Source organism: Sphaerotilus mobilis, from assembly GCF_004216565.1.
Taxonomy (GTDB): Bacteria; Pseudomonadota; Gammaproteobacteria; order Burkholderiales; family Burkholderiaceae_C; genus Sphaerotilus; species Sphaerotilus mobilis.
Map to the genome: position 1 here is coordinate 270,175 of NZ_SGWV01000011.1, position 17,974 is coordinate 288,148.

Annotated in this window: 13 protein-coding genes; 4 read left to right on the forward strand and 9 right to left on the reverse strand. The window is 68.5% G+C overall.

Annotated elements, in window-relative coordinates:
* Window positions 1-176: 176 nt before the first annotated feature.
* The 6 genes from garD to EV685_RS16480 form a co-directional block, all read right to left on the reverse strand.
* Window positions 177-1,757, reverse strand: a complete 1,581-nt coding sequence (gene garD / locus EV685_RS16455) for a galactarate dehydratase (RefSeq protein WP_130483126.1) — start codon at window positions 1,755-1,757, stop codon at window positions 177-179.
* Between the two features lie 22 nt (window positions 1,758-1,779).
* Complete coding sequence (locus tag EV685_RS16460) at window positions 1,780-2,757, reverse strand: SMP-30/gluconolactonase/LRE family protein (RefSeq protein WP_130483127.1); 978 nt, start codon at window positions 2,755-2,757, stop codon at window positions 1,780-1,782.
* Window positions 2,758-2,788: 31 nt separating this feature from the next.
* Window positions 2,789-4,072: a TRAP transporter large permease gene (locus EV685_RS16465; RefSeq protein ID WP_130483128.1), complete on the reverse strand. Its 1,284-nt coding sequence runs from the start codon at window positions 4,070-4,072 to the stop codon at window positions 2,789-2,791.
* Between the two features lie 48 nt (window positions 4,073-4,120).
* Complete coding sequence (locus EV685_RS16470; RefSeq protein ID WP_130483129.1) at window positions 4,121-4,609, reverse strand: TRAP transporter small permease; 489 nt, start codon at window positions 4,607-4,609, stop codon at window positions 4,121-4,123.
* Window positions 4,610-4,645: 36 nt separating this feature from the next.
* The gene (locus EV685_RS16475) at window positions 4,646-5,635 is read right to left on the reverse strand and encodes a TRAP transporter substrate-binding protein (protein WP_130483130.1); all 990 of its coding nucleotides are present in this window, start codon (window positions 5,633-5,635) and stop codon (window positions 4,646-4,648) included.
* Window positions 5,636-5,736: 101 nt separating this feature from the next.
* Complete coding sequence (locus EV685_RS16480) at window positions 5,737-6,555, reverse strand: NAD-dependent epimerase/dehydratase family protein (protein WP_130483131.1); 819 nt, start codon at window positions 6,553-6,555, stop codon at window positions 5,737-5,739.
* A 173-nt stretch (window positions 6,556-6,728) separates the two neighbouring features.
* On the opposite strand from EV685_RS16480, the gene EV685_RS16485 reads away from it, so the two are divergent.
* The 3 genes from EV685_RS16485 to EV685_RS16495 all read left to right on the forward strand — a co-directional run bounded on the left by EV685_RS16485 (window position 6,729) and on the right by EV685_RS16495 (window position 10,031).
* A complete protein-coding gene (locus EV685_RS16485; RefSeq protein ID WP_130483132.1) occupies window positions 6,729-7,478 on the forward strand; it encodes a FadR/GntR family transcriptional regulator in 750 nt (249 codons plus the stop codon).
* Between the two features lie 158 nt (window positions 7,479-7,636).
* Window positions 7,637-8,548, forward strand: a complete 912-nt coding sequence (gene kdgD / locus EV685_RS16490) for a 5-dehydro-4-deoxyglucarate dehydratase (RefSeq protein ID WP_130483133.1) — start codon at window positions 7,637-7,639, stop codon at window positions 8,546-8,548.
* A gap of 43 nt (window positions 8,549-8,591) precedes the next feature.
* Window positions 8,592-10,031, forward strand: coding sequence for an aldehyde dehydrogenase family protein (locus EV685_RS16495; protein ID WP_130483134.1), 1,440 nt, complete (start codon window positions 8,592-8,594; stop codon window positions 10,029-10,031).
* 55 nt (window positions 10,032-10,086) lie between these two features.
* Here the strand turns inward: EV685_RS16495 and EV685_RS16500 are convergent, their stop codons facing one another.
* The 3 genes from EV685_RS16500 to EV685_RS16510 are packed head-to-tail and all read right to left on the reverse strand — an operon-like array spanning window position 10,087 to window position 14,859.
* Window positions 10,087-11,253 (reverse strand): beta-barrel domain-containing protein, encoded by a 1,167-nt coding sequence (locus tag EV685_RS16500; protein WP_130483135.1) that lies wholly within the window; start codon window positions 11,251-11,253, stop codon window positions 10,087-10,089.
* Between the two features lie 49 nt (window positions 11,254-11,302).
* Window positions 11,303-13,471: an ATP-binding cassette domain-containing protein gene (locus EV685_RS16505; RefSeq protein ID WP_130483136.1), complete on the reverse strand. Its 2,169-nt coding sequence runs from the start codon at window positions 13,469-13,471 to the stop codon at window positions 11,303-11,305.
* The gene (locus EV685_RS16510; protein WP_130483137.1) at window positions 13,468-14,859 is read right to left on the reverse strand and encodes a TolC family protein; all 1,392 of its coding nucleotides are present in this window, start codon (window positions 14,857-14,859) and stop codon (window positions 13,468-13,470) included. The genes EV685_RS16505 and EV685_RS16510 overlap by 4 nt, the downstream gene beginning before the upstream one ends.
* Window positions 14,860-15,219: 360 nt before the next feature.
* Here EV685_RS16510 and EV685_RS16515 point away from each other — a divergent pair, with 360 nt between their 5' ends.
* Window positions 15,220-17,913: a hypothetical protein gene (locus EV685_RS16515; protein ID WP_130483138.1), complete on the forward strand. Its 2,694-nt coding sequence runs from the start codon at window positions 15,220-15,222 to the stop codon at window positions 17,911-17,913.
* Window positions 17,914-17,974 lie beyond the last annotated feature (61 nt).

Sequence of the window (17,974 nt, forward strand, 5' to 3'; positions counted from 1 at the left end):
GTCTTCAGGCTTGTGAAGCCTTCTTCAGGAAAAGTTCTGATGGCTGAATTGGGTGTGAACCTTCAGGGTCGAGGCGTGGGCAAGGCCCAGGGCGAGGCCTGAAATGGGAAAGGGCCGCAGATGCGGCCCTTTCGGGGGGAGATCGGAGCGACGACGCGTCGGTGCCGGTCCTTGGCTCAGGTCACGGGCGCCGGGTTGAACAACACCAGCGCGTTGTGCAGCTTCCAGCGCTCGGCCCAGGTGGGGCGGCCGCTGGCGGTGGCGAGGATCTGCTCGAACAGCGCCTCGCCGGTCGACTCGACGGTGGCCTCGCCGCTGGCGATGGCGCCGGCGTCCAGGTCCATCAGGTCGTGCCAGCGGCGTGCCAGCTCGCTGCGGGTCGCCACCTTGATGACCGGGCAGGCCGCCAGGCCGTAGGGCGTGCCGCGGCCGGTGGTGAAGACGTGCACGTTCATGCCGGCGGCCAGTTGCAGCGTGCCGCAGATGAAGTCGCTGGCTGGCGTGGCGGCGTAGACCAGGCCGCGCTGGTCGGCGGCCAGCTTCTCGCCGGGTGCGAGCACCGACGAGATTGGCGCGCGCCCGCTCTTGATCACCGAGCCCATGGCCTTCTCGACGATGTTGGACAGCCCGCCGGCCTTGTTGCCCGGCGTGGTGTTGGCGCTGCGGTCGACCCGGCCGCGATCGAGGTAGCGGTCGTACCAGGACAGCTCGCGCACGATGGCCTCGGCCACCTGCGTCGTGGCGGCGCGGGCGGTCAGCTGCTCGACGGCGTCGCGCACCTCGGTGTTCTCGCTGAACATGACCGTCGCACCGGCACGCACCAGCAGGTCGGCGGCATGGCCGACCGCCGGGTTGGCGGTGACACCGGAAAACGCGTCGCTGCCGCCGCACTGCACGCCGACCACCAGCGCACTGGCCGGCACGGTCTGGCGGCGGCGCTGGTTCAGCCGTTCGAGATGCGGCCGGGCGCGCGCCACGATGGCGTCGACCATGCTCATGTAGCCGACGTGGGCAGCATCCTGCAGGCAGACGGTGTCGGGGCCGCTGGCCGGCAGGCCTTCGGGCTGGATGCCGAAGGAGCCCGGCGGCAGCAGGCGATCGGGCTGCAGCTTCTCGCAACCGAGGCTGACGACCAGCACCTCGCCGCCGAAGTTCGGGTTCAGGCTGATGTGGCGCAGCGTGCGGATGGGGATGACGGCATCGGGCGCGTCGATCGCGACGCCGCAGCCGTAGCTGTGCTCCAGGCCGACGACGCCGTCGACGTTCGGGTAGAGCGGCAGCAACTCGGCCTCGATGCGCCGCACCGCATGGCTGACCACACCGGCGACGCACTGCACCGTCGTCGTCACCGCCAGCAGGTTGCGGGTGCCGACGCTGCCATCGGCGTTGACATAGCCCTCGAAGCTGCGGCCTTCCAGCGGCGGCATGTCGGGCCGCGGTGCGCTGGCCAAGGGCAGGCCGTCAAAGCCGCGGGCCTCGGGCATGCGCAGCAGGCGCTCATGGACCCAGCTGCCAGCGGCGATGTCGCGCAGCGCGTAGCCGATCGCCACGCCGTAGCGACGCACCGCCGCACCTTCGGCGAGGTCGACCAGCGCCACCTTGTGGCCCTGCGGCACGGTGTCCTTGAGCGTCAGGCCCGCGCCGGGCACACCCGCAGGCAGGACGGTGCCGGCGCGCAGGCCGCCGTCGTTGGCGACGATGGCGACGTCGTCGTCCGGGTGGATGCGCAGGGTCAGCGGCGCGCGGGTCTCGGTCATGGCGGGGACTTCCTGGGCGGCCTCAGACGGCGCCAGCGGTGTTCACGTAAAGGGCGTAGAGCGAATGGCTGGCCGCCATGAACAGGCGGTTGTGGCGCGCGCCGCCGAAGCAGACGTTGGCGCAGCGTTCGGGCAGGTGGATGTGGCCGATGGCCGTGCCATCGCTGGCGTAGACCCGCACGCCGTCCAGCGTGGTGGCATCCGAGGCCGGCGCGCCGGTGCTGCCGTAGCCGCACCAGAGGTTGCCGTCGCGGTCGACCGCCATGCCGTCCAGCGCGCCGTGATCGCTCGCCTCGATCAGCAGGTGACGCGGGCCGAGCGTGCCGTCGGCCTGGTGCGCATAGGCCCAGATGCGGCGTGGCGTGGCCCGGCTCTCGATCACGTAGAGCAGCGATTCGTCCGGCGAGAAGGCCAGGCCGTTGGGCGCCGCCAGGTCGTCGATGACGCAGCGCAGCGCCCCCGTCTGCGGGTCGATGCGGTAGACCGCATGCGGCCGCTCGGGCGTGGCGCGTTCGCCTTCCCAGTCGCTCTCGATGCCAAAGCTCGGATCGGTGAACCAGATGCTGCTGTCGCGGGCCACGGTGATGTCGTTGGGCGAGTTCAGCCGCGCGCCCTCGAAACGCTCGGCCAGCACGCTGATGCGGCCGTCGTGTTCGGTGCGGGTGATGCGCCGGCCCAGGTGTTCGCAGCTGACGAGCCGGCCTTGACGGTCCCGCGCATGGCCATTGGCATGGCCGGCCGGTTGGCGGAACACGCTGGTGCCGCCGGTGGTCTCGTCCCAGCGCAGGATGCGGTCGTTGGGGATGTCGCTGAGCAGCAGGTAGCGCCCGTCGCCGAACCACACCGGGCCTTCGGCCCAGCGCAGCCCGCTGGCCAGTTGCTCGACGCCGGCACTGAACAGCCGCAGCGGTCGCATGCGTGGATCGAGGATCTCGATGGCCGGATCGGGGTAGCGCGCGCTGGGCTGGAAGGGGATGGCCGGGCCGGTGGTTGCTGGCATGTCAGGTCACTTCAGGTCGATTCGTGTCGGTTCACTTCAGCAGCAGGTTGGGCAGCCACATCGCGAAGCCGGGCACATAGGTCACCAGCATCAGCGCGGCGACCAGGGCGCCGTAGAAGGGCCAGATGGTCTTCATGACCTCGCCAACCGAAATCTCGCCGATGGTGCAGCCGACGAACTGTGTTGTGCCGACCGGCGGCGTGTTCAGGCCCAGCGCGCAGTTGATCAGCATGACGATGCCGAACTGCTCGGTGCTCATGCCGTACTGCTGGCAGATGGGCAGGAAGATGGGCGTGCAGATCAGGATGGTCGCGGCCATGTCCAGAAAGGTGCCCAGCACGAACAGGATGATGTTGACCCACAGGAAGATCACCCACGGTTCACTGCTCAGGCCCGACAGCATCTTGCCGGTCAACTCAGCCACGCCGTACAGGCCGATGAGGTAGCCGAACATCGAGCTGATGCCGATCAACAGCAGCACCGTGCCGGTCGTCTTGACCGCCTTGGCGGCGGCCTTCAGGAACTGCTCGCGCGTCAGCCGGCGGTAGACCACGGCCGACAGGAACAGCGCCCACAGCACCGCCACCGAGGCCGACTCGGTCGCCGTGAAGGCGCCCGACAGGATGCCCACGACGATGATGGCCACGATGGCCAGGCCCGGCAGCGACTGCAGGAAGCTCTGGCCGACGATGGCCCAGCCCGGGAAGGTGCCGGCTGGGTAGCCGCGCTTGACCGCCACGGCATAGGCGGCGACCAGGTTGCAGACCGTCAGGATGGCCGCCGGCACCAGGCCGGCGAGGATCAGCGCGGCGATGCTGACCTTGCCGCTGGCGGCCAGCGTGAAGATGATGAGGTTGTGCGAGGTCGGCATCAGCGCACCGACGAGCGAGGCGTGGGTCGTCACGTTGACCGCGTAGTCAGCGTGATAGCCCTCCTTCTTCATCTGCGGGATCAGCACCGCGCCCATCGCCGAGACGTCGGCCACCGGCGAGCCGGAGACGCCGCCGAACAGCGTGCAGGCCAGCACGTTGCTCATGCCCAGTCCCCCGCGCACATGGCCGGCCAGGGCCTTGGCGAAGGCGACGATGCGGTCGGCGATGCCGCCGTACATCATGATCTCGCCGGCAAAGATGAAGAAGGGGATCGCCAGGAAAGAGAACGGGTTCATCCCGGAAATCATCTGCTGGAAGCCCACCGCCAGCGGCAGGCCTTCGTAGAGCAGCGTGGCCAGCGAGGACAGGCCAATCGAGAACGCCACCGGGACGCCCAGCAGCAGGAGGAGCGTGAAGCTCACGCAAAGGATGGTCAGGGCCATGGTGTCGTGTGTCTCTTGGTCGTCGTCGTCGGCGGCGGCGGCGAGGCGTCAATGCCAGGCGGGCTCGACCTCGGTGCCGCGCAGCAGGGCCAGGATGTGCTCGAAGGAAAACAGCGCCACCAGGGCGCCGGCGACGGCCGGCGGCGCGTACTTGAAGGCCTCGGACAGGCCCAGCGTGGGGATCTTGTAGTCCCACACGCTGAGCGCCAGCAGGCTGCAGTTCCAGGCCATCACCAAGCCGAAGAGCAGCACCAGCGCATGGATCAGCAGTTCCATGCGCAGGCGCACCCGCTCGGGCACCAGCACCAGCATCGACTCCAGGCCGATGTGGCCCGCATCGCGCACGCCCACGGCCATGCCGAGCATGGTCACGTAGAGGACCAGCAGCACCGCGCCGCTCTCGGCCCAGGTCGGCGTGTCGTTGAAGACGTAGCGGCCGATGACTTGGTAGAGCACGGCGACGATCAGCAGCACCAGCCCGGCCACGCCGAAGCCCATGCACAGCCGCGCGAGGGCGGCGCAAAAGCGTGTGTACATCGTGGGATTGCGCACGTGGTTGTCCGGGCCGTCGGCTTACTTGACCTCGCCGATGCGGCGGACCATGTCCTGCAGCTTCGGGTCCTTCAGGAACTTGTCGTAGACCGGCCGGGCAGCGGCCTGGAAGCTGGCCTTGTCGACGTCGATCACCTGCGCGCCACCGGCCTTGACCAGGGCCAGCGACTTTTCCTCGCGCTCGTCCCACAGCTTGCGCATGTAGACCACGCTCTCCTTGGCGGCGGCGCGGATCTGCTTCTGCTCGTCGGCCGACAGCGTGTCCCAGGTGCGCTTGGAGAACAGCAGGATCTCCGGTGCCATCGAATGTTCGGTCTTGTTGTAGTACTTGGCGACCTCGAAGTGGCGGGTGCTCTCGTAACTCGGGTAGTTGTTCTCGGCGGCATCAACCAGGCCGGTCTTCAGCGCGGTGTAGACCTCGCCGAAGGGCATCGGCGTGGCGTTGGCGCCCATCGCCTCCATCAGCGAGACCCACAGGTCCGACTGCTGCACGCGGATCTTCATGCCCTTGGTGTCGGCCACGGTCTTGACAGGCTTCTTGACCGAGTAGATCGAGCGCGCTCCGGAGTCGTAGAAGGCCAGGCCGATGAAGCCCTGGGCTTCGCAGTCCTTGAGGATCTCGTCGCCGATCGCGCCGTCCAGCACCTTGCGCATGTGCTCGGTCGAGCGGAACAGGAAGGGCATGGTCGGCACCATGGTGGCCGGGCAGATGTTGTTCATCGGCGCGACGTTGACGCGGGTCATCGCCAGCGCGCCGAGCTTGGTCTGCTCGATGGTGTCCTTCTCGCCGCCCAGGGCCGACTTGGAGAACACCTTGATGCTGTGCTTGCCGCCACTGCTCTTGGCCAACAGCTCGCCCATGTGGCGCACCGCCTGCACGGTCGGGTAGTCATCGGGGTGGATGTCCGACGAGCGGAATTCGGTCGCCTGGGCCGACAGGCCGGTGGCGGCCAGCAGCGCGGCGGCGGCCAGGCGGGTCAGGGTGCGGGTCGGGATGCTGAGGCGTGTCATGTCGGTGTCTCCTGGGTGTGGGTCTGGGGGGCGGTCAAGGAAAGGGGTAAAGGGACGGAAGGGGTGTGGGGACGTGGACGGACGGGTGGGGGATCGGGCCGTCAGTCGAACGGCCCGGTGCGCACGAAGGGGCCGCCTTGGTAGAGGACGGCCGGGTCGTTGCGATCGAGCACCGCTTCGGCCGCCTCGACGGCCGGGCGGAAGGGCTCGGAACTGTCCTGCGGCCGCCAGCCCAGATGGCGCGCCGAGGTGTTGTCCCACCAGGTGGTGGTGTTGTCGCCCATGCCGTAGACGACGGTGTGGCCGACCACCGGTGCGGTCAGGCTGGCCATCACCAGGCGTTCGAGGTCGTCGAAGCTCATCCAGGTGGCCAGCATGCGGCGGTTCTTCGGTGCGGGAAACGACGAGCCGATGCGCACGCTGACGGTCTCGATGCCGTGGCGGTCGAAGTAGAGCTGGGCCAGGTTTTCGCCAAAGGCCTTGGACAGGCCGTAGAGGCCGTCCGGGCGGACCGGGTCCTTCGGCGAAATCACCTCGTCCTGCCGGTAGAAGCCGGTGACGTGGTTGGAGCTGGCGAAGACGATGCGGCGCACGCCGTGGCGGCGGGCCGCTTCGTAGAGGTTGTAGGCGCCGACGATGTTGGCCTGCAGGATGGGCTGCCACGGCTGCTCGGTCGACACGCCGCCGAGGTGCACGACCGCGTCGACCCCGGCCAGCAGCGCATGCACGGCGGCGGCGTCCTCCAGCGCGGCGCGCTGCAGTTCCTCACCGGCGGCGGCGGTGCCGAGATCGGCGACGTCCGACAGCCGCAGCGTGTCGCAATAGGCTTTCAGGCGCGGGCGCAGCGCCTGGCCGAGGCCACCGGCAGCGCCGGTGAGCAGCAGGCGGCCAAAACGCAGAGGGGTCGGGTGTGCGGGCATGGTGCGGGTCGGTGCTTCTGGACGTCGCGACGGGGACGTCGTGGGGGCTGGAGCCGAGGGGCTGGACTTGATAAAGTCCGAGCTCATTGCTTGTGCGTCATCGGTTGTCGTACAACATGGAGCGGAATGTAGCCCCAGGCTTGCCGCGATGACCTAGGGAAACCACCAAGACCATGCCCACCGACCTCACCCCCGCCAGCACCGATCTGGCGCGCCGGCGCAAGCCCCGTTCGCTGGCGCTGGAACTGGTCGAGTCGCTCGGCGACCGCATCCGCGAAGGCCGCCTGGCGACCGGCGACAAGCTGCCGACCGAGGCGGCCATCATGGCGGAGTTCGCCGTCAGCCGGACCGTCGTGCGCGAGGCCATCTCCAAGCTGCAGGCCGCCGGGCTGGTCGAGACGCGGCACGGCATCGGCACCTTCGTGACCGGTGTGGGCGAGGCGCCCGGTTTCCGCATCGCGCCCGAGCAGTTCAACACCCTGCGCGACGTCATCGCGGTGCTGGAGTTGCGCATCGGCATCGAGACCGAAGCCGCCGCGCTGGCCGCGATGCGCCGCAGCGACGGCAATCTGGCCCAGATGCGGCTGGCGCTGGACGCCGTTGCGCTGGCCGTCGAGCAGGGCCGCGATGCGGTCGCCGCCGACTTCCAGTTCCACCTCGAAATCGCCCGCGCGACCCAGAACAGCCACTACACCGAGCTGATGGGCACGCTCGGCAGCGGCATCATTCCGCGCGCCCGGCTGGAGGCCGTCGAGTCGCTGGACGACGAGCGCCGGCAGTATCTGCGGCGGGTCAATGGCGAGCACGAGAGCATCTACGACGCCATCGTCAACCAGGATGCGGACGCGGCCCGCGCGGCGATGCGCACCCACCTGGCCAACAGCCGCGAGCGGCGTCGACGGGCCCAGGCCGAGGCCGGCTGAGGCGGCGCGGGGACGTCGCGAGGGCCGGGCGTCCGGCGCGGAGGCGGTTGCGTTGGGCATCCGTTTGGTTGTACGATGACCTACAACATAACGGCGATGACCCACGGGTCGATCCGCTGCTGACCTTCACGCCCCACCCACGCCAGGAGACCCGATCCATGTCGCCCCAAGAGCTCAAGCACGTCATGCAGGCTGGCCTGCTGTCTTTCCCGCTGACCGACTTCGATGCCCAGTTGCGCTTCGCGCCGCGGCCCTATGCCGAGCGGCTGGAGTGGCTGCAGCCCTATGGCGCGACGGTGCTGTTCGCGGCCGGGGGCACGGGCGAGTTCTTCTCGCTGACGCCGGCCGAATACAGCGAGGTCATGAAGGTCGCGCTCGACACCTGCCGGGGCCGCACCCCCATCGTCGGCGGGGCCGGTGGTGGCACGACGCTGGCGATCCAGTACGCGCAGGAGGCCGAGCGCCTGGGCGCACAGGGCGTGCTGCTGCTGCCGCACTACCTGACCGAGGCCAGCCAGGAGGGTCTGGTGGCACACGTCGAGGCGGTCTGCGCCAGCGTGAAGATCGGCGTCATCGTCTACAACCGCGGCGCCTGCCGCCTGACGCCGGCCAGCCTGTTGACGCTGGCCGAGCGCTGCCCGAACCTGGTCGGCTTCAAGGACGGGCTGGGCGACATCGAGCGCTTCGTCTCGATCCGCCAGACGCTCGGCGACCGGTTTGCCTACCTGGGCGGTCTGCCCACGGCCGAGGTCTTCGCCGGTGCCTACAAGGCGATGGGCTGCCCGGTCTATTCGTCGGCGGTCTTCAACTTCATCCCGCGCACGGCCATGGACTTCTACAACGCCCATGCCGCCGGGGATGACGCCACCTGCAACCGGCTGATCCGCGACTTCTTCCTGCCCTACATCGCGCTGCGCAACCAGGGCGAGGGCTATGCCGTGTCCATCGTCAAGGCCGGCGCGACGCTGGCCGGCCACGGCGCCGGTCCCGTGCGCCCGCCGCTGTCGGACCTGAAGCCGGCCGAGGTCGAGCAACTGGCCGCGCTGATGGCCCGGCTTGGCCCGCAGTGATCGCCGTGATTGCAGCGCCACGACATTCAGCAGGACCGTCCCGATGATCCAGAACCTCATTGCCGGCGAGTGGGTCGAAGGCCCGCGCGCCAGCCGCAACATCAACCCGTCGGACACGCGTGACGTGATCGGCGAATACGCCCAGGCCGACGCCGCCCAGGCCCGCGAGGCCGTGGCTGCCGCCCGCGCGGCCTTCCCCGCCTGGTCACAGAGCACGCCGCAGCAACGCTTTGACCTGCTCGATGCGGCCGGCAGCGAGATCCTGGCGCGCCGCGCCGAGCTGGGCGACCTGCTGGCACGCGAGGAGGGCAAGACCCTGCCCGAGGCCATCGGCGAGGTCGCCCGCGCCGGCAACATCTTCAAGTTCTTCGCCGGCGAGGCCTTGCGCGTGGGCGGCGAATCGATCCCGTCGGTGCGGCCCGGCATCGGCGTGGAGGTCACGCGCGAGCCGCTCGGCGTGGTCGGCCTGATCACGCCGTGGAACTTCCCCATCGCCATCCCGGCCTGGAAGCTGGCGCCCGCGCTGGCCTTTGGCAACACGGTGGTGATGAAGCCGGCCGAACTGGTGCCGGCCTCCGCCTGGGCGCTGGCCGACATCCTGCATCGCCACGGCTGTCCCAAGGGCGTCTTCAACCTGGTGATGGGCCGTGGCTCGGAGGTCGGCGCGGTGCTGCTGGACGACCGCCGGGTCGACGCCATCAGCTTCACCGGCAGCGTGGCCACCGGCCAGAAGATCGCCCAGGCCTGCGTCGCCCGCATGGCGAAGTTCCAGCTGGAGATGGGCGGCAAGAACCCGATGGTGGTGCTCGATGATGCCGACCTGGACGTGGCGGTGGCCGCCGCCGTCAACTCGGGCTACTTCAGCACCGGCCAGCGCTGCACGGCATCGAGCCGGCTGATCGTCACCCGTGGCATCCACGACCGCTTCGTCGCCGCGCTGACCGAGCGTCTGCGCTCGATCAAGGTCGACGACGCCCGCAAGGCCGGCACCGAGATCGGCCCGGTGGTCGACGCCAGCCAGCTGGAGCAGGACCTCGCCTACATCGCCATCGGCGAGGCCGAGGGCGCCCGGCGTGTCGTTGGCGGCGAGGTCATCGCCCAGAGCAGCGACGGCGCCCCCGGCCACTACCTGCGCCCGGCGCTGTTCGTCGACACCACGCCGGAGATGCGCATCAACCGCGAGGAGATCTTCGGCCCGGTCGTCAGCGTGATCGCCGTGCGCGACTACGACGAGGCGCTGGCGCTGGCCAACGACACGCCCTTCGGTCTGGCCGCCGGCATCGCCACGACCAGCCTGAAGCACGCCACCCACTTCAAGCGCCACGCCCAGGCCGGCATGGTGATGGTCAACCTGCCCACCGCCGGAGTGGACTACCACGTGCCCTTCGGCGGTCGCAAGGGCAGCAGCCACGGCCCGCGCGAGCAGGGCCGCTACGCGGCGGAGTTCTACACCACGGTCAAGACGGCCTACACACAGGCATAAACGCAGGCATTAACGTTGGCATCAACGCTGGCCTGAGCCGCAGCACCTCAGCTACTCAGCGCTCGACCAGCGACTCCGACAGCGTCTTGAACACCGGCTTGACCAGGTAGCCCAGCACGGTGTTGGTGCCGGTGATGACCTCGACCGTGGCGGTCATGCCGGGCTGGATCTCGACCTCGCGGGCCTTGTCGCCCTTGAAGCGCTTGGCGGTGATCAGGATGTGGGCGCGGTAGTAGGCCTGATCGCCCTGCGGCGTCTTCTCGACCAGCGCGTCCGGGCTGATGTAGTGGACCCGGCCGTCCATCGAGCCGTAGATGCTGTAGTCGTAGGCATCGAGCTTGATCGAGGCGGGCAGGCCGGTGCGCACGAAGCCGATGTCGGCGCTGCGCACCTTGGCCTCGACGATCAGATCGTCTCCGGTGGGCAGCACCTGCATGATCTCGTCGCCCGGGCGCAGCACCGCGCCGATGGTGGTCTGGTTGATCAGGTTGACCACGCCGTCGGTGGGCGCGCGCAGCTCGGTGTGTTCGAGTTGCGCGCTGCGATCGGCCAGGACCTGCTCGACCGAGGTCAGGTCTTCTTCGGCCTTGGCCATCTCGGCCTGGGCATCCTGGAAGTACTTGTTGCGCAGCTTGGTGACCATGGCCTGCGCCTCGTTGACGGCGCGGCGCAGGCGCAGCACCTCGGAGGCGCTGATGTCGCCGCTCTGTTCCAGCGGCAGGACCAGGGCCAGCTCGCGCGCGGCCAGGCGCTCGCTCTCGGACAGCGCGCGGATCTCGGACTCCAGCGCCTCGCGCCGGCGGTTGTAGAGCTGGCGCTGGTTGGTCGTGAAGGCGGTGTATTTCTCCACCTCGGGCGGGAAGACCAGCGGCGTGCCGTAGACCTCCGCGCGCAGCCGCGCCAGGGCGGCGCGCAGCGCGGCGGCGCGGCCTTGGGTCTCGGTCAGCGCGGCTCGGGCCTTGGCCTCGTCCAGCCGCACCAGCAGCTGGTTGCGGGTGACGCTCTGGCCTTCGCGCGCCAGGATCTCGCGCACCACGCCGCCGTCGGGCGCCTGCACGCTCTGCGTGCGCGACAGCGCGATCACCTTGCCGGGCGCACGCGTGACCTGTTCGAGTTCGGCCTGGGAGGACCAGGCGATGAACAGGGCGCCAAACAGCGCCGTGCCGATCAGGGCGTAGCGGGGACGGGCCACGCCGCCGCCGAGTCGTTTGCTGGAAGCCATGGGGGCTCGATTTCTGGTTCAGGGGTGTAGGGAATCGGCGTGGCCGGGCTCAGGCCGGCACCGAGCCGGCGGCGACCTGCGGAGCCTGGGAAGCTTGTTGGGACTGGGCGCTTTGTGCGTTCGCCGCCGGTGCCCGGGCCCGTGCGAGATGGGCAAGGACCTGGTCCCGCGGGCCGTCCAGCAGCACGCCGCCGCTGTTCGGGTCGATCACGACGATGCGTTCGACCAGGGCCAGCAAAGCCGGACGGTGCGTCACCAGCAGCATCGTCTGCCCGGCCTTCAGCGCTTCGGCCAGGATGCCGACGCAGTGCTGCTCCATGCCCTCGTCCATGCCGGAGGTCGGCTCGTCGAGCAGCCAGATGCGCTTGTCGGCCACCAGATGCCGTGTCAGCGCGACGAGCTGGCGCTGGCCACCGGAGAGTCCGCGACCGCCTTCGGAGATGGGCAGCTCCAGGCCCTTGGCGTTCTGACCGATCAGGCGCCAGAGACCGGTCTTGCGGCAGGCATCGATGACCGCCTCGTCGCCCAGGTCCGGTTGGCCCAGCAGCAGGTTGTCGCGCAAGGTGCCCGAACTCAGCCAGGAGGTCTGCGGCATGTAGGCGATGTGGGACGCGACCCAGCCGGCGTGCAACTGCGCGATGTCCATGCCGTCGAGGTAGACCGTGCCCTTGCTCGGCTTGAACTGCCCGCTGGCCAGACCCAGCAGCGTGCTCTTGCCCGCACCGATCGGGCCGATCACGGCCACCCGCTCGCCCGCCTTCAGATGGAGCTGCGCCAGGTTGAGCACGCTGTTGCGGCCGGGATAGGCGAATTCGACGCCTTCGAAGCGCAGCTCGCCGCGCACCGCGCCGGGCACGATCGGGCGTTCGACACCGTCGTTGTCGCGCTTGAGCTTGAAGACGGCGTCCAGGCCCTTCATGGCGGCGGCGGCGTGGGCGAGTTGCACCAGCAGGCCCGGGATCATGGCCGACGGACCCATCACCCGGCCCGACAGGATCGAGCAGGCGATCAGCGCACCCTGCGTGATGTGACCCTGGATCGTCAGGGTTGCCCCGAGCGCGACCATCGCCACGTAGCCGATCTGCTGGAAGGCAGCGGCCAGGTAGCCCGTGGCATCGGTCAGGTGCTTGATCTGCAGGGTCTGGCTGGCATTGGTCTCGACCAGTCCGGCCCAGCGGCCCTCGAAACGCCAGCCTGCGCCCAGGCCCTTGATGGTTTCCGCACCCTCGATGGACTCGACCAGCAGGCCGGTCTTGCGGTTGCCCGTGTCGACGCTGGAAGCGACCAAGCGGTTCATGCGCCGCCGCTGCAGCAGGCCGGCAAAGGTGGCCAGCGGGAACAGCACCAGCGGCACCGCCGCCATCATCGGCCCCGCGATAAAGGCGATCACGGTCACGAAGATCAGCGCCATCGGCAGGTCGAACAGCAAGAAGAGCGTCGACGCCGACAAGACGCCACGGATCATCTCGTAGCCTTGCAGCTGCGAGGCCAGCGTTCCGACGATGGGCGGGCGTTGGTCCAGACGCACCGCGCCCATGCGGGCGAAGATGGCCTTGGACAGGTTCAGGTCCATCTCTTTCAGGCGTGGTTCGATCAGGTGGGCCCGGGCGACCTTGATGAACCACTCCAGCACGATGCTGAAGATCACGCCCACGCTCAGCACCCACAGCGTCTGATAGCCCTGCGACGGGATCACACGGTCGTAGACCTGCATGCTGTAGAACGACACCAGCAGGCCGACGATGGTCAGCAGCAGCGAGGTCAGGCCGGCCTCGATGAACACGCTGCGGTTGTTCCTGAACTGTTCACGCACCAGTTGCGCGGCGCTGGCATGGCCCTCACGGCCTTCATCCATGACGATGCGGTGCAGGCAGGGCTGGCCGTCCAGCGGCAGGTCCAGACGTTTGCCGCTGGCGTCCTGGGCCAGCCACAGGCCCTGCGAGGCCCGCGACAGCACGACCAGCCAGCCGTGTTCGTCATGGCGGCTCAACAGCGGCAGGGCGGCCACGTCCGGTCCGTCCAGCTTGACGAAGTGGGCGCCAGGATCCAGTTCGATGGCGGCCTCGGCGACCAGCGCCGTCCAGTCATCGGTCGATCCCGGAAGGGGAATGGCCAGCCGACCCAGCACGTTCTTGATCTGGCCACGGGGCAGGGCGTGGCCCTTGAGCTGCAGCCAGCGGCCGAGCGTGGCGCCCAGCGCCTCATGTTCTGTCGTCATCGCGGGAGTTCCTGGCCGAAGCTGAAGTCGTTGTTGAGATCGGGTGCGCGCACCAGCAGCAGCACCCGGTAGGCGGCCACGCGCTGGTCGACCAGTGCGACGGCGGCGTCCAGGTCGGCCTGGTGGACCTCACGAACCATGTTGAGCAGTTCCATCCAGCTGCGCCGTCCGGCGTCGAACTGACGCCGGTAGGACGCCAGCACCGTCGAACTGGTCTGCGCATAGGCCTGGGTCAGGCGGGCACGCTGGTCGGCCGAGGCATGGCGGATGTGCTCCTGGGTGTACTGGTCGCGCAGCTCGTTGCGCAGCGTCTCCACCGCCAGGCGGGCCGACTGGATGCGGGCCTCCTGCACGTCCAGCGCGGCCAGCCCGCCGAGCCCGGCGCCGGTCGAACCCTGCAGCGCGATCGTCACCCGCTCGTCCTTGATGGCGCCCCACTGGCGGTCGAGCCGCAGATAGACCTGCGGGTGCAGGCCTGCGCGGCGCTGGGCCAGTTCGGCCCGGGCGATCTCGATCTCGACGGCCGCCCGGTTGAGCGCCGGCGCCGACTCGATCGCGTCGATCACCTCGGCCAGCGTCGGCACGTCCGGAAGCGCGCCATCGAGGTCGCGCAGGAGCGCGTCGTCGACCGTGCCGGCGGTGTTGCGTTCAAGCTGGGTGCGGCTCCAGGCCAGGTCGATGCGGGCCTGGGCCTGTTCGCCCAGCGCGCCTTCCAGCCGGGCCCGGGCGAGGGCCTCGTCGGACACCGTCGCCGAGCCTTGCGCATAGCGGCGGCTGATCATCTCCAGCAAGGCGGCCTGCTGTTCGACCAGCTTGCCCAGGCGCTCGACCCGCAGGCTGGCGCGGGCCCAGTCCGACCAGTTCGCGGTGATCTTCAGCGCCAGGTTGCGTTGCGCCTCGCGCAGCGCGTGGCGAGCCCGGGTGGCCTGATGCTGGGCCAGGTCGATGCCAGCGGTGATCTGCCCGCCGGTCCACAAAGGTTGCTGGACACGCAACAGATTCGAGTAGGTCTGGCTGGCGTACTTGCCCGCATATTCACGCGAGAAGGTCGCCGTCGGCGCCCGCTGCCAGCGCGCCGCGTCGGCGCCGGCCAGCGCGCCCGTCACCGAGCTGCGGGCTTCCAGGATGGATGGATGGCCGGTCGTGCCCCGGGCGATGTGCTGGCCCAGGGCCAGGCCCCAGGCCGAGGAGTCGCGCGGCGCGGTAGCGGGCGCATCCGAACCCAGCACGTCGGACAGGCGCAGCACCTGCCGCTGGCCCGGCGCCGGCACCGCCACGCCGCCGCCGGCCACCTCGCCCGCCGATGCCGGAGGGGCCGCCAAGGCCTGGCCGGTTACCAAGGCCAAAGCGATGCCGGCGCACAGATCGGTCAGCGAGCGGCTGCACATCCAGGTCAGTCCCCGGGCTGACGGGCGTGGGCATCGTGGGTGATGCGGACCTTGGGTTGAGTGAGACACGGGACCTCGGTTTGGGTGGATGTCCGGCAGTCTTCCTGCTCACCTGTGGAGCGGCAATTACATAAACATGTTGGTTTGCCAACATTAATAAGTAGATCGGCGGCTGTTTTTTCCAAAACTCGATCTGAAAATCGGATTCCTATGGGTTTATAGGTAGCTTTAATGGGTTTGACTACATATTTAGGTAGTGGTTTAAAAGAGTCCCACTTTTATACTGGCTTCATGCCTCGGCAATCTTTGGGTAGGTAATCAAGATTGTTGTAGGTCCTCATCCCACCGGAGCAAGGCTCAATGAGCAACAGCGCATACACGATTCGAGTGATCAAGGGCGGCATGACGGTCAGCCGCCTGGCGGTGCCACCGCAGGCCGGTGGCAAGGGCGAGGCGGTGACATTGCCCGCGCAGCCCGGTGCCAGCTACCAGCTCGCCCTGACCAGCAGCAACCAGGGGCCGACAAAGATTCGCACCCGCCGCGAGGGTGCTGACCTGTGGATCAGCGTCGACGGCACCGATCCGAACCAGCCCGACGTCGTCATCCGGGGCTACTACGACCAGCCGACCCCACCGACCCTGCTGGGTCTGGATGCGGCCGGTGAGGTCCAGACCTACCGCCTCGCCGATGTGTCGCCGCTGGCCTCGCTGCACGGCCTGACCGAGGGCGGTCCGCCGCCGAGCGACGACGGCCTGTACTTGGGCGGCAAGGCGGCCGCCTCGCTGATCGACGGCCTGTCCGACACGGCCCTGATGTGGGGTGGTGCGGCGGTGGGCGGCCTGCTGATCTACCAGTCGGTGTCGGGCAGTGGCAGCGACGACACGCCGCCCATCGACACGATCAAGGCCTATGCCGACAGCCCCCTGGCGACGGCGCCGACGGTGTCGACCTATGAAAAGGCAGGGGTGCAGGGCGTCACGTCGTCCAACCTGGAGGCCATCAACAGCGCGGTGTCGACGCTCAAGTCCAGCGGCATTCCGGATGTCGACGCGCTGCGCAAGGTCGTCACCGCCTACAACAAGATCCTCGCCCAGGCCGATGGCATCGCCAGCGCGGACCCAGCCCAGGAGGCGCTGGTGGCGGCGGACTACGCGACCCTGGGGGTGAAGGTTCACCTGCTGGAGAAGTCCGAGCTGGCCATCGCGCTGCTCAACGACGTGGTCGATGTGCGCACCGCCAGCTTCGTCGACACCATCAAGGAACTCAACGACATCGTCACCGCCGTCGACAAGGTCCAGGAGACGATCAACGGCACCAGCAGCACGCTGACCGTGGCGGATTTCGGCAACCTCGCGGTCGGCGCCAAGGAGGGTTCGATCGCCGTGACGACCGCGAACCTGCCCGGCGTGAAGTCTGCGCTGCTGGCGTCGAAGGACGCCGTCGGCGATGCCCGCATCGACCACGTCAGCGAGATCCAGACCATCGTCACGGCCTACGACAAGATCATCAAGTTCGCCGACGGCAGCGCCACCACCTCGACGGGCACGCTGCCCACGGTGCAGGACTATGCAGACGTGCGTGCCGACATCGGCATCGCCAAGGGCGGCGTCGCCGGCGCCAGCGCCACGGCGGCGGACAACGCGCTGAAGCTGCTCGGCGAGGTGGTCGGCGTGAAGTCAGCAACGGATGTCGATTCGGTCGACGAACTTGTCAAGATCGGTGCCGCCATCGATCACCTCATGGCGCTGGCGGGCATGGCGGCCGCGCCCACAAGCTCGCCCGACTTGACGATCGACGACCTCAAGCTGTTGCTGGGCGACAAGGACATGCCCAGCATCGATCCCGCCAAGCTGCCCAAGGTCTGGGCGGCGATCGCCGAGACCGTTGACAACGGATCGGGCGTCAACACGCGGACCCAGATCCGCAACCTCGTCACCGATGCGGTGTCCGGCCTCAGTGCCAGCGAGGCGCTGGAGGCCATCCGGGTCTGGACCACCACCGGTGGTACCCCGCCGTCGTACAAGACGTATGAAGCGGCCGGTGTGGCGGGGGTGTCGTCAAGCAACGTCGACGCCATCAACTCGGCGGTCCAGGCGCTGGAGCCGGTTGCCGTCAACAGCGTCGATGGCATCAACAAGGTGGTGCAGGCCTATGCGCGCATCCTGGACAAGGCCAACGGCCCGTTGCCGGACAGCACGCCCGACGTGGATCTGACCGTGAACGACTACCAGGCGGTCGGCACCGCTCTGCGCTCGCTCGAAACTCCGCGGGGCTTGGCCCTGCTCAACGACGTGATCGAGAACCGCCCGCAGTCGGCGGTGGATTCGGTCGACGCGGCCGGCCTCAACGGCATCGTGGCATCGGTCGAGCGGCTGATCGACACGATTGATGGCGGGCGTCTGGGCCTGAGCCTCACCGTGGCCGACTACGCCACGCTGGGGATGACCGACAGCGCAGGCAATGTCGTGACCGCGTCGACGGCGAACTTCAATGTGGCAGCCATCCAGTCCTCGCTGAGGGCGGCCCCGAAGACTGGTGACGCAGCCATCGACACCATTGGCGAATTGCAGGCGATCGTCAGTGGCTACGAGAAGATCCTCTCCTATGCCGACGGGCCGAGCGTGACCAACCAGCCTGCGGCCGGGCCGCAGGCGAGCGACTATGTGTCTGTCTGTGCGGACATCGGCCTGGCTGCGACGGGTGCCCTGGGCAAGGACGCGACCCTGGCCGACAACGCCCTGCGTCTGCTCAATGAATCGGTCGGCTACAGGTTCGCTGCGGGGGTCGACACGGTCAAGGAGATCAATGACATCGCCAAGGCCGTCGATCACGTCATGGCTTTGGCTGCGCTCACCAACCTGGACGGGTACACGAGGCAATTGACCGGAGCCGACCTCCGCCTCCTTGGCTTGTCGGTCAGTACCGACGAGCTGGGCAAAAAAGAACAGTTCGAAGCCTTCTGGACGTCCGTCGCCAACACGGCGAATACAGGGTACGAGGTTGCCAGCCTGAGCCAGTTGCAAGCGTTCTACAACGCGTCCCTGACGATTTGATCGGGCCGACGGCGGGCGACCCTCAAGTCGCCGCTGCCCTGGTCGATAGCGCATCCAACCA

What these genes read in the sequence shown, in the direction of transcription:
- garD (WP_130483126.1), bottom strand. Translation starts at nt 1,757, where the DNA reads ATGACCGAGACCCGCGCGCCGCTGACCCTGCGCATCCACCCGGACGAC.
- EV685_RS16460 (WP_130483127.1), bottom strand. Translation starts at nt 2,757, where the DNA reads ATGCCAGCAACCACCGGCCCGGCCATCCCCTTCCAGCCCAGCGCGCGC.
- EV685_RS16465 (WP_130483128.1), bottom strand. Translation starts at nt 4,072, where the DNA reads ATGGCCCTGACCATCCTTTGCGTGAGCTTCACGCTCCTCCTGCTGCTG.
- EV685_RS16470 (WP_130483129.1), bottom strand. Translation starts at nt 4,609, where the DNA reads ATGTACACACGCTTTTGCGCCGCCCTCGCGCGGCTGTGCATGGGCTTC.
- EV685_RS16475 (WP_130483130.1), bottom strand. Translation starts at nt 5,635, where the DNA reads ATGACACGCCTCAGCATCCCGACCCGCACCCTGACCCGCCTGGCCGCC.
- EV685_RS16480 (WP_130483131.1), bottom strand. Translation starts at nt 6,555, where the DNA reads ATGCCCGCACACCCGACCCCTCTGCGTTTTGGCCGCCTGCTGCTCACC.
- EV685_RS16485 (WP_130483132.1), top strand. Translation starts at nt 6,729, where the DNA reads ATGCCCACCGACCTCACCCCCGCCAGCACCGATCTGGCGCGCCGGCGC.
- kdgD (WP_130483133.1), top strand. Translation starts at nt 7,637, where the DNA reads ATGTCGCCCCAAGAGCTCAAGCACGTCATGCAGGCTGGCCTGCTGTCT.
- EV685_RS16495 (WP_130483134.1), top strand. Translation starts at nt 8,592, where the DNA reads ATGATCCAGAACCTCATTGCCGGCGAGTGGGTCGAAGGCCCGCGCGCC.
- EV685_RS16500 (WP_130483135.1), bottom strand. Translation starts at nt 11,253, where the DNA reads ATGGCTTCCAGCAAACGACTCGGCGGCGGCGTGGCCCGTCCCCGCTAC.
- EV685_RS16505 (WP_130483136.1), bottom strand. Translation starts at nt 13,471, where the DNA reads ATGACGACAGAACATGAGGCGCTGGGCGCCACGCTCGGCCGCTGGCTG.
- EV685_RS16510 (WP_130483137.1), bottom strand. Translation starts at nt 14,859, where the DNA reads ATGTGCAGCCGCTCGCTGACCGATCTGTGCGCCGGCATCGCTTTGGCC.
- EV685_RS16515 (WP_130483138.1), top strand. Translation starts at nt 15,220, where the DNA reads ATGAGCAACAGCGCATACACGATTCGAGTGATCAAGGGCGGCATGACG.